The organism is Mesorhizobium sp. M7A.F.Ca.CA.002.04.1.1 (assembly GCF_004022805.1).
GTDB classification, from domain to species: domain Bacteria; phylum Pseudomonadota; class Alphaproteobacteria; order Rhizobiales; family Rhizobiaceae; genus Mesorhizobium; species Mesorhizobium ciceri.
This window is the reverse complement of the sequence record NZ_RZPL01000007.1, coordinates 1-15,668: the sequence shown is the minus strand read 5'-3', so window position 1 is coordinate 15,668 and position 15,668 is coordinate 1. Positions and strand designations below refer to the sequence as shown.

General features: G+C 60.8%; 7 protein-coding genes and 4 pseudogenes. 4 read left to right on the top strand and 7 right to left on the bottom strand.

Annotated features, from left to right (window positions below):
• The 6 genes and pseudogenes from traG to ENZ75_RS00850 form a co-directional block, all read right to left on the bottom strand.
• Positions 1–1,508 (bottom strand): IncP-type conjugal transfer protein TraG (traG, locus tag ENZ75_RS00870; RefSeq protein WP_245481118.1); only part of this gene is annotated, 1,508 nt, incomplete at its 3' end.
• Between the two features lie 219 nt (positions 1,509–1,727).
• Positions 1,728–5,066: a Ulp1 family isopeptidase gene (locus ENZ75_RS00865; protein ID WP_245465049.1), complete on the bottom strand. Its 3,339-nt coding sequence runs from the start codon at positions 5,064–5,066 to the stop codon at positions 1,728–1,730.
• Between the two features lie 833 nt (positions 5,067–5,899).
• The gene (locus ENZ75_RS00860) at positions 5,900–8,206 is read right to left on the bottom strand and encodes a S9 family peptidase (protein WP_063169235.1); all 2,307 of its coding nucleotides are present in this window, start codon (positions 8,204–8,206) and stop codon (positions 5,900–5,902) included.
• Between the two features lie 667 nt (positions 8,207–8,873).
• Positions 8,874–9,105: pseudogene (locus tag ENZ75_RS34890) on the bottom strand (IS5/IS1182 family transposase); the annotation flags it as partial.
• A gap of 86 nt (positions 9,106–9,191) precedes the next feature.
• Positions 9,192–10,236 (bottom strand): annotated as a pseudogene (gene fni / locus ENZ75_RS00855) (type 2 isopentenyl-diphosphate Delta-isomerase).
• A gap of 88 nt (positions 10,237–10,324) precedes the next feature.
• Positions 10,325–11,218 (bottom strand): annotated as a pseudogene (locus ENZ75_RS00850) (hypothetical protein); the annotation flags it as partial.
• A gap of 902 nt (positions 11,219–12,120) precedes the next feature.
• Between ENZ75_RS00850 and ENZ75_RS00840 the strand changes: the two are divergent.
• Genes ENZ75_RS00840 through ENZ75_RS00825 form a run of 4 tightly spaced genes read left to right on the top strand, consistent with a single transcriptional unit; the run spans position 12,121 to position 15,075 of the window.
• Entirely contained in the window at positions 12,121–12,417 is a 297-nt protein-coding gene (locus tag ENZ75_RS00840; protein ID WP_024505654.1) for a DUF2604 domain-containing protein, read from the top strand.
• Positions 12,410–13,027 carry a putative metal-binding protein gene (locus tag ENZ75_RS00835; RefSeq protein WP_024505653.1) on the top strand — a complete coding sequence of 206 codons (618 nt, stop codon included), beginning with the start codon at positions 12,410–12,412 and terminating at the stop codon, positions 13,025–13,027. The genes ENZ75_RS00840 and ENZ75_RS00835 overlap by 8 nt, the downstream gene beginning before the upstream one ends.
• Entirely contained in the window at positions 13,024–13,512 is a 489-nt protein-coding gene (locus ENZ75_RS00830; protein ID WP_024505652.1) for a Mov34/MPN/PAD-1 family protein, read from the top strand. Before ENZ75_RS00835 ends, ENZ75_RS00830 begins: the two co-directional genes overlap by 4 nt.
• A gap of 3 nt (positions 13,513–13,515) precedes the next feature.
• Positions 13,516–15,075, top strand: a complete 1,560-nt coding sequence (locus ENZ75_RS00825) for an E2 ligase fold family C protein (protein ID WP_024505651.1) — start codon at positions 13,516–13,518, stop codon at positions 15,073–15,075.
• A 206-nt stretch (positions 15,076–15,281) separates the two neighbouring features.
• On the opposite strand, the pseudogene ENZ75_RS00820 reads toward ENZ75_RS00825, so the two are convergent.
• A pseudogene (locus ENZ75_RS00820) lies at positions 15,282–15,668 on the bottom strand (hypothetical protein); the annotation flags it as partial.

Sequence of the window (15,668 nt, the reverse complement as noted above, 5' to 3'; positions counted from 1 at the left end):
CAGGGCGCAAGCCGATGGCCCGCATAGTTGCGCATCGACCTAAGTTCGGTTGCGGTGCCGAGGGCATCCGAGATGCGCTTGGCCGTGCGTTCGTCATTGGAGGAAAAGGCAATTCGCACGTGGCAATTGTCGAGAATAGCATTGTTCTCGCCATAGGCCTTTGAAACCTGGTTCAAAGATTGTGCGATCAGATAGGAGCGAATGCCATAACCTGCCATGAAGGCGAGCGCCGTTTCGAAGAAGTCGAGGCGACCGAGCGCCGGAAACTCGTCCAGCATCATGAGCAGCTGATGCTTACGGCTCTTCTTCGGGTCCCCCTCCAGACGCTCCGTCAACCGCCTGCCGATCTGGTTCAAGATCAGTCGCACAAAAGGCTTGGTGCGCGAGATATCCGAAGGCGGCACGACCAGATAGAGCGACAGCGGTCGCTCTCCATCCACTAGGTCAGCGATGCGCCAGTCGCAGGACGAAGTGGCCGCCGCGACCGTTGGATCACGATAAAGCCCGAGAAAGGACATGGCGGTCGAGAGGACGCCTGAGCGCTCGTTTTCCGACTTGTTCAGGAGTTCGCGAGCCGCCGAGGCCACTACGGGATGGACCTGAGGGTTATGCCCCGTCCCGAGATGGTTTGTCGTCATCATCCGCCGTAGCGTTGCGGCAAACGAGCGTTGCGGGTCCGACAGGAAGGTGGCGACGCGGGCCAGCGTCTTGTCCTCTTCAGCGTAGAGCACGTGCAAAATGGCGCCAACTAGGAGTGAATGGCTGGTCTTCTCCCAGTGGTTCCGTCGCTCCAGCGCGCCCTCGGGATCGACGAGGATGTCGGCGATGTTTTGAACGTCCCGGATCTCATCTGGGCCTTTGCGCACCTCCAGCAGCGGGTTGTAGCGTGCCGATCTCGGGTCGGTCGGATTGAACAGAAGGCAGTACGAGAATTTCGACCGCCAGCCGGAGGTCAACTGCCAATTTTCGCCTTTTATATCATGAATGATGGCAGACCCGGTCCAGGAAAGTAGCGTTGGAACAACCAGCCCCACGCCCTTGCCCGAACGCGTCGGCGCAAATGCCATGACGTGCTCCGGGCCGTCATGGCGCAGATAGCGATCGTTCAGCCTACCGAGGAAAACGCCCGCCGGCCGTAACAACCCTGCCGTCTCGACCTCATGAGTCGTGGCCCACCGTGAAGACCCATAGGTCGTAACCGACCCGCGCTGTCGCGCGCGCAAAAGCGAGCCAGCGATTGCGGCGGCACAACCCAGGAATCCGCTGGCGCCTGCAAGCGTACCGGCTTTGTCGAAGACCTCCGGCGCATAAGCATCGAAGTGGAACCACCATTCAAACAGCTTCCACGGCTTGTAGATTGGCCAGCCGGCGAAGAGAAACCATGGTGCGCCGAGAGGCGTCTGGTAGGTCAGCATTTGAGCGCACCATTGGGTTGCCGTCCATACGCCGATAATGACAATTGCGCACACAACGGCGATCTGCCCGATCAGTAGCTTCGTAGGTGTCATCGGCTTGGCCCGCTGAACAACGCGACCTAGCATCGCGCGGCGCAGCCGGGACAGGAATGTTCCTCACATACGATTTGGGAGCAATGAACGACTTCCTACGTATGCAGGTCGGTCAGCACGCGTGTTGCGCCTTCACGCGACACCATCCGCCACTCCATCCTTTCCATTCACCCTGAGGCCCGGCGCCGCCGACAGTTGCGTGACCGCTCCTCCGCAAAGTTATCTTCTGCGTTCAGGGAGCCACGGCGCCTGGGCTGGCTGATGAACACCGTCCGCTCGCGCATGTGGGGTCGAATTGATTTGTGCCCAAGTGGAGGCAGGCTCGTCTTCCAACAGTTGCCGCAGTTCCCCTGGCTCGAACGCCATCATCGGTGGGGAAGCGGGTTCATCCTCCAACAGTTGCCGCAGTTCCCCTGGCTCGAACGCCATCATTGGTGGGGAGGCAGGCTCGTCCTCCAACAGTTGCCGCAGTTCCCCTGGCTCGAACGCCATCATTGGTGGGGAGGCAGGCTCGTCTTCCAACAGTTGCCGCAGTTCCCCTGGCTCGAATGCCATCATCGGTGGGGAGGCGGGTTCATCCTCCAGCAGCTGCCGCGGCTCTTCCTCGTGCGGCAAGCGCCTCCTTAGCCGGTCTTGCAGCGCCTGCCGATCGGCAACGAGGTTGTCGAGGGGCAGCGGCTCGTGGTCTGGCCGCTGCCCTTTCACCAATCGTTCAACCAGCGCCCACGTGCCCTCCAGGACAAATACGCCGCAATCATAATGGTTCGTCTGTCTGGCCATGGGGGCTGGCGCCAAGGTGGCATTCAGCAGTCCTGCGAGCTGTTTTGCAGGCACGTCGTTATATCCCTCTCGCTGGAGGGAGTCGTAGTGATAGGCGAACCGCCTTTCCGGGTCGCGGCGATCAACGAGCAGCAGCGACCAATGGGTGCCGGGGCTAGTAGCCGTGCCATTATTCACTGGCAAGAACAGGAAGTCGGCTGTGGCGTTGTTTTGATTATAGATGGACTGCAATATGCCTCGAGCGTCTTGCGGCGACGTGTGTCGCAGTAGATGGGATACGGAAGGATCCACCAGCCGAGTCCGGGCAGCGAGCGCCGGATTGATCCCCTGCAGTTGCCCCTCCAGCAAATTGTAATCTCTCTGGATATGGGCGTCGCTCAGCCATTCGGCGGCGCCGAGCACCCGCCCCGTTGCAACGTTGGACGGGGCTGTCGGATCGAGCGCCCCGATCTGAGCCCCAGAGGAACTGGTAGTCAGTGTGGTCACATCAACCAGTGGAAGGCCGCGGTAGGTGCCTGGCAGCCTAGCGGTTGCTGGCGAGGCGGGTTGGGGAGCTCTTGCCGGTGCCGCTGGCCCAGCTTCAGCAGCGGCCCCAACGCGCCTGGTGACTGCGTCTGCCGGATGAGCAGAAAGGACAGTTTCGCGCCCGAGCACAATGCGCGGCAGGATATCCCGGAGGTGAGCCAATGCAGAACTGATACTTAGCCTATTACCATAGGAGACAGCCTTGAAGCTCTCAACATCTTTATCCAGCGATTTGTCGTGAATCCGAGCCGCAATCCCAAGCTTGTTATTTTGACGCAGGTACTGACTAAAATGTCTAAGAAAATTTGTATAGCCGCCCACGGTATCTGGATTCCGTCCGGTCGCAGGCGCTGCCAGGTACTCCTTGGTCGAAGCGGCTCTGTAATTTCTAATGAGCTCGGCATCGTCAGGATAGGGGATCACGACAGGGCGAGCCATAATCGGGGCTCCGCCTGTCGACTTCTTGAGGTAACGCAGTGCGCCAGCCACGGTGGAGGAACCACCCGTACTCTCGTACTCCTTGAGATCCTGATCCAGCGACGAATGGTAAAGCCGAGCAGCAAACCCTGGCTTGTTGTTTTGAAGGAGCCACCGACTAAAGCCGAAAAGAGAATTTACATTGTAAGTGACCGTGTTCGCTTTGGCCTTACCCGCGTGGAATGCTGCCCTCAGCCCTTCGATAGCGGTCGCATCGTTGGAATAGACAGGACGCTTGTCGGCACCGTCGGGGACTACAATTGGACGATCCGGCTGCACTGTCGAGGGCATCGACCCACCACCTCCGGGATGCGGTGCTGGGGTGGATTCGTGCTCATCCCTCTGCCTGACGAGCTGCGCCTCACATTCCGGTGTAGCCACCTCATGAGGATCCTGCATCGGTTCGATCCCCTCCATCTCCTGCTGCAACCAAGCCAAAGCTTGGCGAGCGGCCTGCGCGGCTTCATCAACCGCGGAGGATGTCTCCACACCTCTGGCGGACGCCGGCAGAGCCTGCTCCGCCCGCCGTCGAAAGAGCTCTGGCGAGGCGGATTTCTCCGCCCACAATCTGGGCTGCGTAGCGAGTCCCCGTCCAGATTTATGTGGCACCGCCTCGCTTGGCAGCGGGCTGCTCCTGTCCCGTGCAGCTACCAGCTCCTCCGGGGCGCCCTGGTCGCCGTGGCGCCAGTTCAAGTGAGGGACGGCCTCTCCAAAGTCGGGCGCTTGGTGTTGGTGCGCGGTTGGGGCGAGAGACAATGGTAGATCGGTGCCCTCCTTATAACCTACCGGCAGGAGCTCCTCTGGCCAATCGAATCCCTGCTGTGGTGCGGTATGCTGAGCAGCGTCGCCACGGGGACGAGCCTCCATGCTGACCGCGTTTTCCAGATGATTCCCGAGTATAACGCGCGGCGGGTTCTTGCGGAGATAAACCAGCGCAGATTCGATCGGAGCTCCACCATTAGAGGAGGCGGCCTTGTAGCTCTCAACATCTTTATCCAGCGATTTATCGTAAATGCGACCCGCAATTCCGAGCTTGTCATTTTGACGTAGGTAATGACTGAAATGGTTAAGAGCAGTTGCGTAGCCGCTCGCGGATCTGAAATGTCTGGTGAGCGCGGCGTCGTCAGGATGGGGGTTCAGGACAGCGCGACCCACAATCGGGCCGGCTCCGCCCATCGACTTCATCAATTGACGCAGTGCGCCAGCCACGGTGGAGGAACCACCCCTACTCTCGTACTCCTCGAGATCCTGGCTCAGCGACGGATGGTAAAGCCGAGCAGCAAGCCCTGGCTTGTTGTTTTGAAAGAGCCAACGACTAAAGCCGAAAAGAGAATTTGTGCTGCGAGTGACCGTGTCCGGCCTGGCTTTACCCGCAAGGAGTGCTGACTTCAGCCCTTCGATGGCGGTGGCATCGTTGGAATAAACAGGACGCTTGTCGGCACCGTCGGGGACCACAATTGGACGATCCGGCTGCACTGTCGAGGGCATCGACCCGTCGAGATGCGGTGCTGGGGTGTATTCGTGCTCGTCCCCCTGCATCACAAGTTGCGCCTCCCGTTCCGATGTACCCACCTGATCGGTGGGGAGTTGCATCATCACGCGAGCGCCTGAGTTGCCAACCTCACCTGGTTGCCGCTCAGTGACAGCATGCTGCAGATTGCTTTGGATCCTCTGCCTCTTCGTTGGTCTCAACTCACCTTTACCATGCGAGCCATTGACGAGGACCTCCTCGCCTAGCGCACCCATCAACTCGTCCGCCGCCTGCAGTTCGCCCAAGTGCTGCTCAAAACCGGCTTGGCCGGCCTGTCCGCTTGCTCGTGCGGTACGGCGTGCTGCACCTGCAGCCAAGCTGCCACGATGAATGTCTAGTTTGTACGGGTGCACGCTATCCTCACTTCCACAGATCACATGAGCAACCTACTCAGGCAAGCTTTCGAGAGGCTGACGAGGTCCGCCGCCGCGGAAGGCGAAGGCTGGTTTTCTGCTCAGCGGTTGACGGCCTCGCGTGTTGCGGCCGCGCCGGGTATCACGCCAATCAATCTGAATAGTCGATGCGTCAAACGAACCAGGATGGGATTTTCGTAGCGGGGCTGCTCTACTCACTCTTGTCCTGAGGGCAGAATTCAACCATATCGCCGAGCAACTGGATGCCGATTGGATACCCGATCCGGAAAGCTTCAGCTCATATGTGACGCGAGGATGAGAATCGTGGCAGCTCCAGACCGACGGGCTGCCACCCACAGCGGCGATGACCGACGAGGGTCTTCTATTGCCAAGGCAATCGTCCGTTCGGGGACCTATGTGTTCCAATGCTCGTCGAGCGGATCGGTGGGCCGCACCGCCGTAGCGTTACGGCGAGCGGAAGCGGCGTTGGGTGCGGCTTTTCCCCTGAACGCTTCACACCAGGCTGATAGGGGATCTTGCAATCGCACACACGCGGTCTGCAGGCGTGCCTATCAAGCAGTTTGCTCAGACCAACGTCGCGGCGAGCCGATCCTCAATACGCAGCGCAAGTCCTAGACTCCACGATCGTCCTTCGGTGCAGATTTGCTCGCGCCTCGCCCTGATTACAGCTGATAAGGCGAGCTAACAATTGCAAGAGCCACAAGCTATTCCAGCTCGATCGGTTTGGTGTTCCAGTCGGGCGGGGTCTGACCGAGAATGTTGCGAACGAAGAAGTCTAGGAGTTTGCGCTCGGTGTAGGTGCCTAGAGTATGGTGATTGGCACCAGGAACGTAGACCATGTCAAAATCTTTTCCTGCCTTGATGAGTCGATCGGCAAGCTGGAACGAGCAAAACGGATCGACATTATCATCCATTTCGCCGACCGCGATCATCAGCTTGCCCTGCAGCCTGTGAGCATTGTCAACGGCGGAGGATTGCGAATATTCAATGCCGACCGGCCACCCCATCCAAAGTTCGTTCCACCAGGTCTTGTCTATCCTGTTGTCGAAGCAGCCGTTTTTGGCGACGGCGACCTTGTAGAAATCGGGGTGAAAGAGCAGCGCGCTGACTGCACTCTGGCCGCCGGCGGATGCGCCAAAAATGCCGACGTTGGATATGTCGTACCATGGATATTGCGCGGCCGCCGCCTTGTGCCACAGAATGCGATCGGGAAATCCTGCGTCCTTCAGATTCTTCCAAGCAACATCATGGAAGGCGCGGGAGCGGTTGTTGGTGCCCATGCCGTCGATCTGAGCAACGACGAAGCCCAGCTGCGTGAGCGGCTCTGTCCACCGCGAGAAGGATTTTGGGACGAAGGAGCCGTGGGGTCCAGCATAGATATTCTCCACAACCGGGTATTTCTTCGTCGGGTCGAAGTTGGCTGGCAGGTGGAGCACGCCCCAGATGTCAGTTTTGCCGTCGCGCCCCTTGGAATGGAAACTGAGCGGCGGCTGCCAGCCTGCGGCGACGAGCTCAGAAATGTCGGCCGTCTCGATCTGCTGGAGCTTGGCATTGTCGCTGGCGCGGTAGAGTGCCATGCGCGGGGGCAGATCGATGCGTGACCAGAGATCGACATAATAGCGCCTGTCAGGCGAGAACTCGATATGGTGGTTGGCCGGTTCGGGCGTCAGTGCAGTCAGTCCCTTGCCGTCAAAGCCGATGCGGTAAGCATGGACCCAATAGGGGTCCTCCTGCGAGTTCATCCCGCTCGCCTCGAACCAGATCTGACGCTTGACCGGATCGACATGGTTGACCCTCCGGACGACCCACTCACCTCGCGTGATCTGGTTTTCGAGCGCGCCTGTCCGGCCGTTGAAAAGATACAAATGCTCATACCCGTCGCGCTCTGATGCCCAGATGATCTCCTTCCCGTCATCGACATCGTAACGGAAGATTTTTCCGGCATCCTCCTGGCCATGCCCCAGCGGCAAATAATCAACGAATGTCTCGCTGGTCTCATCGATCAGGGAGCGCCCGCGGCCCGAGGCGGCGTCTACCTCGACCAGGCGATAAAGCTGATGCCCGCGCTGGTTATATTCGAAAGTGAAGCCGCGGCTGTCCGCCCACCACCGGAGAGGGGAAAGTTCGAAGACGTTCGAGAAGAGGGCACCGTCAATCACGATCTGGCGCCGGCCGGCAATGTCGAACAGGACTGGCTGGGGCAGCGGAAGGACATCGCCCGGCCTGGGATAGAATTTTGTTGAATATTCCCGCTCCAACTGGTCCGTCGAAGAATTGAGGTAGCGGACCTCTCGCCTATAGCCGGGGCGAACAAGGTAAGCGGCGAGGTGGCGCGAGTCCGGCGACCAGCTCAGCGTCGAAAAGACGTAGCAATTGCCTTCGGCTCCGTCCCGGCTCAGAGGAACATCCTGCAATCCGTCCTCGCTGCGCAGGAAAACGTTGCAGTTCTTGATATAGGCGATCCATTTGCCGTCGGGCGACGCGTTGCTCTTGTCGGGGTTGTTCTCCGCTGGCGGCGTGTAGCGGTGGCTGAGCTCCCTACGGTCCCCTTTCCTTGCATCGAATGTGGTGCTGGTACAGTCATAGCTTGCAAGGTCGCAGCTCCACCGGGTGTCTTCAATCTGGAAGTCGAGCCTGCGACCATCCTCACTCAGTTCGAAACGGTCGAACGGAAGATTGCCGGCTTGATAGCTCTCATGGCTCACCTTGTTTAGCGCTGCCGCCAGACGCGCCTGATCGAAAGCGGGCCGCTTGAAACCCGTGGCAGCATCGACCTGCATGAACTGCTGCTCGCCGTGGCTAGTCCGGCGGTAGACGAAGGCTTCACCCCCGGTCAGCCAGAAAGGCATTTTGGGGACATTGACAGTGAGCCCGCCATATCGATCGTTGATCGTAAGTGCGCGCTTGAAATCGGCCGGCGCTAGCGTCGGGTGTAAACTTTTCGAACCCTTGGCCAGCGTCTGAGTTGCCGATCGCCATGCGGCGCGCGTCAAAGCGCCGATCCTGGACATACCTGTTCACTTCTTTCGGTTTTCGGAATGCTAATTTTGAAGTTGGGTTCTCGTCGCCGGTCTGCAGCAGCGCCGAAGCGTCGCCTTGGAGGAGAGCCAGCACGCGGGTGCAGCCAGGCACGCGCAACAGGGGCGCTCCTTGGACATCCAGGCACTGGTTCGGGTGCCGATTGAAGAGTTGGCGTCCGCCGCCGAAACAACCAGGAAAGAGCGTCCATGCAGCCCTGACGCGACTATTTCCCCGCGAGTATGGCCGCTTGCTTTTCTGCATCATCTGAAAGGTCCTGCTCTAGTCGGGCCGGATGTCACCCCGGCAGAAATCATTGTGCTATTTCGACAATCTCCGAGCGATTGCCGCCGGCCCATGACGAGGTTTACCGATAGGGCGCAATATGCGTGCCAAAGGAAAAGCGGTTTAAATACACGGCAATCCGCCTATGTCGCATCCCCAACATCGTCGCACACCGGACAATGCCGGACGAAATTGTCCCGGGGCGTCAAATTGGTTTGATGGTGACCCAAGGAGTTCTGGCTTTATCTGAGGCGTTCGGCCTTTTTCGAAAGCCGGACTCTTCGCGCGTTTCCGACGGCCCGAAGCGCCTGATCAAAGCTGACGGCATTCCCGGGTCTTGGCCTTGCCACAGCAGCACCTGCTGCATCAATTCCGACGGACGCTGTAGAACACCTGCAACACACGGCCCGCAGCAATTTCTCCGGCGCAACGCTGGGGCGACCGCCTTTGGCACTGCAGGCGTACATGCCGGAAAGGATGCCGTCTAGCCGCACCAGCGCTCCATTGATCATCAGCCGGTGCGGGCACCAGGATGACCGGCTGGAACGAAATCTTCCAACCGCTTCATCGTGAACAGCTGCTCCATGAACACATCGCTCCCGTCAATCGAGCCGTCTCGCCAGGGGGATCAATAGTCTGTCTTTGGCGTAGGTATTTCAGCAGCCTGCTGTTAGCGTGCGGACGACGCCGACATCAACCGGCGGACAAATGCGACGAGGGCAACAAGCGCGCCTGACGCAACGCCGCCAGATCAGCCGAGCCCGTGCAGAAGCAGGCGACGGCCAACTGGCGGATGACGATCTCGAAATGCGCGACAACGGCCCCGGTGGACACTGTCGCCGCGCCCAGCACGCTGGCCGCCTGCCCGGCGATGTCCGCGCCCAGGCGGATGGCCTTGGCCACGTCGACGCCATCGCGGATCCCGCCCGACGCGATCAGCTTCACCGTTGGCAGCGCCCGACGCACCGCCTGCACGCTGGTCAGGGTGGAATCCCCCAATCGGCGAATGACATCGCCACTGCACGGTCGGCGGCATTGCGGGCGCGCTCGCCCTCCACTGCGGCCCAACTGGTGCCGCCGGCGCCGGCGACATCGATTACCGCCACGCCCGCCTCGACGAGCGCACAGGCACCGAGGCGGACAGGCCCGCCCCCACTTCCTTGGCCACCATCGGCACGCCCACGATGCGCGCGGCGCCAGCGATCAGCGCCAGGACGCCGCGCCAGTTCGCGGTCGCCCTCCGGCTGTACCGCTTCCTGCAGCGGATTGAGATGGACGATGAGCCCATCGGCCTCCAGCGCGTCCACCGCGCGACGCGCCAGGTCCAGGCCGTCGGCCTCCCGCAGTTGCGCGGCGCCGATATTGGCCAGCAAGGGAATGTCTGGCGCCAGGCGGCGCAGCGCGCGCGTTAGCCCCTGGGAGTTGCGGGATTGCAGGCTCACACGCTGCGAACCGCACATGGCGATCCCCAAGGCTTGCGCTGCCTCGCTCAAATGCCGGTTGATGGCCTCGGCCCGTGGCATGCCGCCGGCCATAGAGCTGATCAGCAGCGGCGCGCGCATAGCCTTGCCCAGCAGCGAGGCGCGCAGGTCGATCTGCGTCAGGTCCAACTCGGGCAGTGCGCAGTGTTCGAGATGGATGTACTCCCAGCCAGCGGCCACCGTGGCCGGCGCCGTTCGCCGATCCAGCACGATGTCCAGATGTTCGTCCTTCCCCGGCTCAGGGCGGTGTCGCTCATGCTCGCTCCATCCGTAGCAGCGGGCGACGGCGTTGCGTCGGATCGAACCGACGGCAGCGCGCCCAAGCCGCCGCCTCCGGCGCGTCCAGGCCGACGCACGCTGGCCTCCCCCTGCAGCGTCGCTGCGATAGCGGCTGGTCGAAGTCTGGTAGTACTGCGCGCGGATCGCCGCCATCGCCTCGATCAACGGTCCCCACGGCGCGGGAAAGCATTCTTCCGCCATCACCCGGTGCAGCATGCGCGTATGGCCGGCCAACTCGTCGTTGAGGAACTCAACCACAGGCATAGCCGGATAGCGCTGCAGAAGCAGGATCGCCGCGTTATCGCCGGCCGACCTGTCCTTGTCGCGTCCATGCAGATCGTTCTGCAGGCGCCCTATCACTGAGATGAGCCGCAGGACCTGGCGAAACGCTGGACGCGCGCGCAAGGTCGCCATGTCCAGCCCCCACAGCAGCGACAGGCAACAGAACACGGTCCCGTAAGCGATCGAATCGATGCCGTTGTGCAGGTACTCGGCGTAAGACCAGCGTCGCGCCCCTGCCGCCTGCGCGTGTCCGGCGCGCAGCGCCGCGCAGTAGCACCGGGTATAGTCGAGAAGCCGAGCATAGTCGTGACGATCGTAAGCGAGCGCAGCCAGCGAAGCGCGCAGCTGAGCGCAGCCCTCGAATCCGGAGAGCACGCACGGTACGCCGTGCCCCAGCGCCTGCTCCAGGGCGGCGAGCTGCTCCGGCGCGATCAGGCCAACGTCGTTGCAATCGTCTAGCCAGAACAGCAGCGCCAGTTCGCGATAGAACGCCACGATCAGCGTTTCGTCCTGCGGATCGCGGCCGGTGCGGGCGCTGGTGTCGCGCAGGCTCGGGTGAATGCGTTGCAGGATATACTGGCCGCCCCTTACCGCTTCCTCAGCATGCTCATCCGCGAAACCGGTCAGGGCACGCCCCCACTCAAGCACCTGCTGCAGCGCGCGTTCGGTCTGGATCATGGCGCCGCCCCTGCTCCCTCGGCTACGACGCGCCGCCCACAACGAAGCGCCAGCCACAACCCGGCGAGACCGCATCTCCGCGCCATAACGGCGATCGCGAAGTTATCGATCCGATTGCCAGTTGCTGATGCAAGCTCTTGTGAACGGCCGTTAGGACCGGCCCGCAGCCTCGCCGGCAGTATCGAGCAATCCGCTTGCGCCGGCTCGCCATAGCAGGCGAGGACGGCAAGGTCGCCGGCGGCAAACGCACGCGAGCACATTGCAAGCGACATCCGCGAACGCGGCGCCGACTGGTCAGCCTCCGCCTCGGTGCCCGCATATGTCCGCGAGTCGAGCAGCGCCTTCGCCACGAAATGAGCAGAACGCCTTACGAGCATCGACCGCCGGCTGCTGCGCATGCGCGATGATGAGGCATGGTCTCGCAGCGGACCCGTTCCGACAGATGCTGCACCAGGGACGAGGCGACCTTATCCAACAAGGCACCACTTGCGCTGTTTGTGGAGACGAGCGTCGGCTGCATCCATGCGGCTGCTTGAGTGGTGAAGACTCTGAACGACGGTTCCTACGGCGCTGCCGGCGCAATCGGCTGCTTGGGGGACGCGTGACGCAGTCAAAGCTCCCCTTGCCAAGCACGGAGCAGGCGAGTGAGAGAGCAGATGAATAGGCGTGTCGCCAATATTTTTGCATTGCTCTAATCGATTATAGTTGTGAGGAGCAATTTGAGACCATTTACTTGCGGCTCAAGTCACCCATAAAAGAAGGCAAGCACCGATTCGGTAGCTTATCCCCTGTCTTTCGCGTACTCGCGGCCGTGGCGCCGGGTGAACGATTGAAGACCGCCGGTCTCACTCGCAGGTGGGCGCCAGGGCGTGGGGCGGTTGGCAAGCCACAGGAGTAGGACAATGTCGAAGGATTCGGGTAAGGGCGATAATCACGGCGGCGGACCGGGCAAGATCGAGATCACGGTGGTGGTGAACGGCCAGCCCACGCAGGTCGAAGCCAATCCCAACCAGCCGCTTCACGTCATTCGTACCAAAGCCCTTGAGAACACGCAGAATGTCGCCCAACCAGCCGAGAATTGGGAATTCAAGGATGAGGCCGGCAACTTGCTCGATGTCGACAAGAAGCTTGGCGACTTCGGTTTCCCGAATACTGTGACCCTGTTCCTCAGCCTGAAGGCGGGCGTCGCAGGTGCCTAAACACCAAAGTGTGGATCCGGAGGTCTCCCGAGCGAAGTTTGATCGGGAGATCGGCCGGTTCCGGCCATATGCTGATGTCTATCGGGCTCAGGGCTGCTTCTTGATCGAGGCGACCTTTCCGCGCGCTTTCTTCATTTTCGCCAGCCCCAAGTTAAAGCCACGGGTGGTCAGCGCAGCGAGCGAGGTCGACTTCACCGACTACGACTTAAGACCACCGTCCGTGGTCTTCGTCGATCCGTTTACGCGTCATCCGATTGCCCGGAAAGATCTATACCTGAAAATGCTTAGACGTCCGCCGCTGCCCGGAACGCCGCCGGAGATGATAGGAGCTCTCATCCAGCAGAACGCCGTGCCGCTGACGGACTTCATCCAGGCCAACAGTCCCGAGGACGAACCATTCCTGTGCATGGCGGGCGTCCGGGAATACCACGACAATCCAGCCCATTCAGGTGATCCATGGCTGCTTCATCGGGGTTCTGGCGAAGGCTGTTTGGCCTTCATCCTGGACAAGATCATCAAGTACGGAATCGTTCCTATAGAGCAGTTGCAGATTCAACTCCAACCGACAATCGTAGGAATGGTGGTATCCCCTCAGGCGATACAAGAATGACTGGTTTGAGAGATGTAACGATCGTGACTCTCCCGCGCGGCTGCATCTCGACCACGCATGGGCATCTGCGCTCAGTTGGTCGCGAGGGCAATGAGGGGATGGCGCTCTGGGTCGGCGTTCAGCAAGAGCGGCACTTTGCCGTAACAGAGACGGTTATCCCGGCGCAGCGTCACATTCGGACAAACGATGGCGTTTGCGTGATCGTTGCGGCCGAAGAACTGCACCGGCTCAATGTCTGGCTCTACAAAAGCGGCCTGAAACTCTTGGCCCAGATTCACAGCCATCCGGGCCGCGCCTACCATTCGACGACGGACGACGCTTATGCGGTTGCTACCACGGTTGGGTGTCTGTCGCTGGTAGTGCCGAATTTCGCCCGCGAGCCTTTCGATTTTGCTCGGGTCGCCGCCTATCGGCTTGACGAAAAGGCCAAATGGAATGCGCTCCCTCCCGCGGCACTGTCGCGAATGATCATGATATCGAGTTGAACAATGGCATTCGCTAACTTCATCGATCGCGCCGCCACGGCGGCATCTCAGGTCCTGGCCGATTTTCATCTGGGAGACTTCAAAGCAGCTCTTGAAAAGCAGGTCGTGGCAGTCGCCTTCGACCATCAGGCCGCTTCCTGCGCCGAAGGCCAGGCGACACTAGATCTTGCGGTGAGATTGCTCGCTAGGCTCTACCCGGTTCTGGCGATACTCCCGCTGGACAGCGCGGCGAGCTCTCAAGCCCAAGCGCTGGAGCGCTTGGCAAAGTCGATCAATCCAAAAGTCGGCATCCGGCGTTCCGGCAAGTCTGCCACCGTCTGCGTCGTTGCAGGGGTAACGCGCCCATCACTCCGGTGCCCGATCTTTTTCGTGGGATCGGACGGTTGGGCGGCAAAGCTGTCGCGTACGGACCCGGTGGGCTCTGGCCCAAGTCTGCTGCCTTATGGAGCTGGCGCCGCCAGTTGCTTCGGCGCCGCCAACGTCTTTCGAACTATCTTCGCTGCCCAGTTGACCGGCGCCGAGTTGGACGAAACCATCGACCTCTCGCTATGCAGCTACGACAAGACCAAAGCCGGAGAGCCTGGCCCGATCGACTTCCCAGTCGACCTTGGCGAAACCCACCTCGTTGGGCTCGGTGCGATAGGCCATGGCTCGCTTTGGGCGCTAGCGAGACAACCCGATCTCAAAGGTCGTCTGCATGTAATCGATCACGAAGCGATCGAACTCTCAAACCTGCAGCGCTACGCATTGGCTGGCCAGGCGGAGATTGGTATGTCCAAAGCGGTTCTTGCAGCCACCGCCCTTAGATCGACTGCCCTTGAGGTCGAGGCGCACCCTCTGACGTGGGCAGAATATGTTGCGCGCCGGGGCAATTGGGTCTTCGACCAAGTGGGTGTGGCGCTTGACACCGCCGCCGACCGTCTGGCTGTCCAAGGTGCACTGCCGCGATGGATCGCAAACGCTTGGACGCAGGAGCACGATCTCGGTATCTCCCGGCATGGTTTCGATGACGGCCAGGCTTGCCTTTGTTGCATGTACCTGCCATCCGGAAAATCCAAGGACGAGCACCAGCTGATTGCCGAGGAACTCGGAATACCGGAAGCACACGAGCAGGTGAAAACGCTCCTGCAGACCAATGCCGGAGTTCCCAACGACTTTGTAGTTCGCGTGGCTACAGCGATGGCTGTGCCGTTTGAACCGCTAGCCCCGTTTGTCGGCCAGCCCCTGCGCTCCTTTTATCAGCAGGCTATCTGCGGCGGTCTGGTGTTCCAGCTTAGCGAAGGAAGTCGCCGCGTTCGAACTGTGGTTCCGATGGCCTTTCAGTCGGTGCTTGCCGGGATTATGCTTGCCGCGGATTTGGTCAAACATAGTGCGGGGTTTCCCATGAGCCCGACGACGAGCACTCGGGTGAATCTTCTGCGCCCCCTTGGCTCTCACTTGCACGATCCGAAGGCCAAGGACTCCAGCGGCCGCTGCATCTGTAGCGACGACGATTTCATTGCCGCTTACAGGCGCAAATACGGCGAGCGCGTTGATCAGGTAAGCGATGTCTCGGCCGCCTAAACAGACGCGCACCTCTCCGTAGACGCAGGGGGCGCGGCTTGTGGGCGTGACCATGGGCGCCATTATCACACGCTTGGCCCGCTCCTTTGCCGGCCTATCGTCCTCCGCGCATGATCCCTGTTGCCGACGTGATGATCCAGCACCAGCCGCCATGGCACCAGAGGCTGGTCAAACCTCCGTTGTTGGCCGATTTGGACAGTGCTGCATCAGGTCTCGACCGACGTCTCGACAGTCAGGGCTGCTTCGACGGGTGTGAAGATGTCAACATCGACCCCAGGCGCCCGCATCGTCACAATCAGGGCGTACCGAGCCAGAGCGTCGACGCGTTCCAGGTAAGGCTTCTCCTTCCACCAGCCCCCGACCGGGAACACGCCGATCGCATCACGCTCGGCGAGATCGGCGGCGCTGCCCGACCAGAAATCGGCGTGCAACGAGCCGCGATCGCGGAAGGTGCCGAGCAGCCACTCTTCTCCGCCTCCAGCAGGCGCCCCTTCCTCCTCGTCCCGAGCGGCCTGATTGATGCGGGCTCGGAATTCGTCGACTGTCTCGGTCGCTGACTTTACTCTGAACCGAAGACCATGGGACGCGTCACG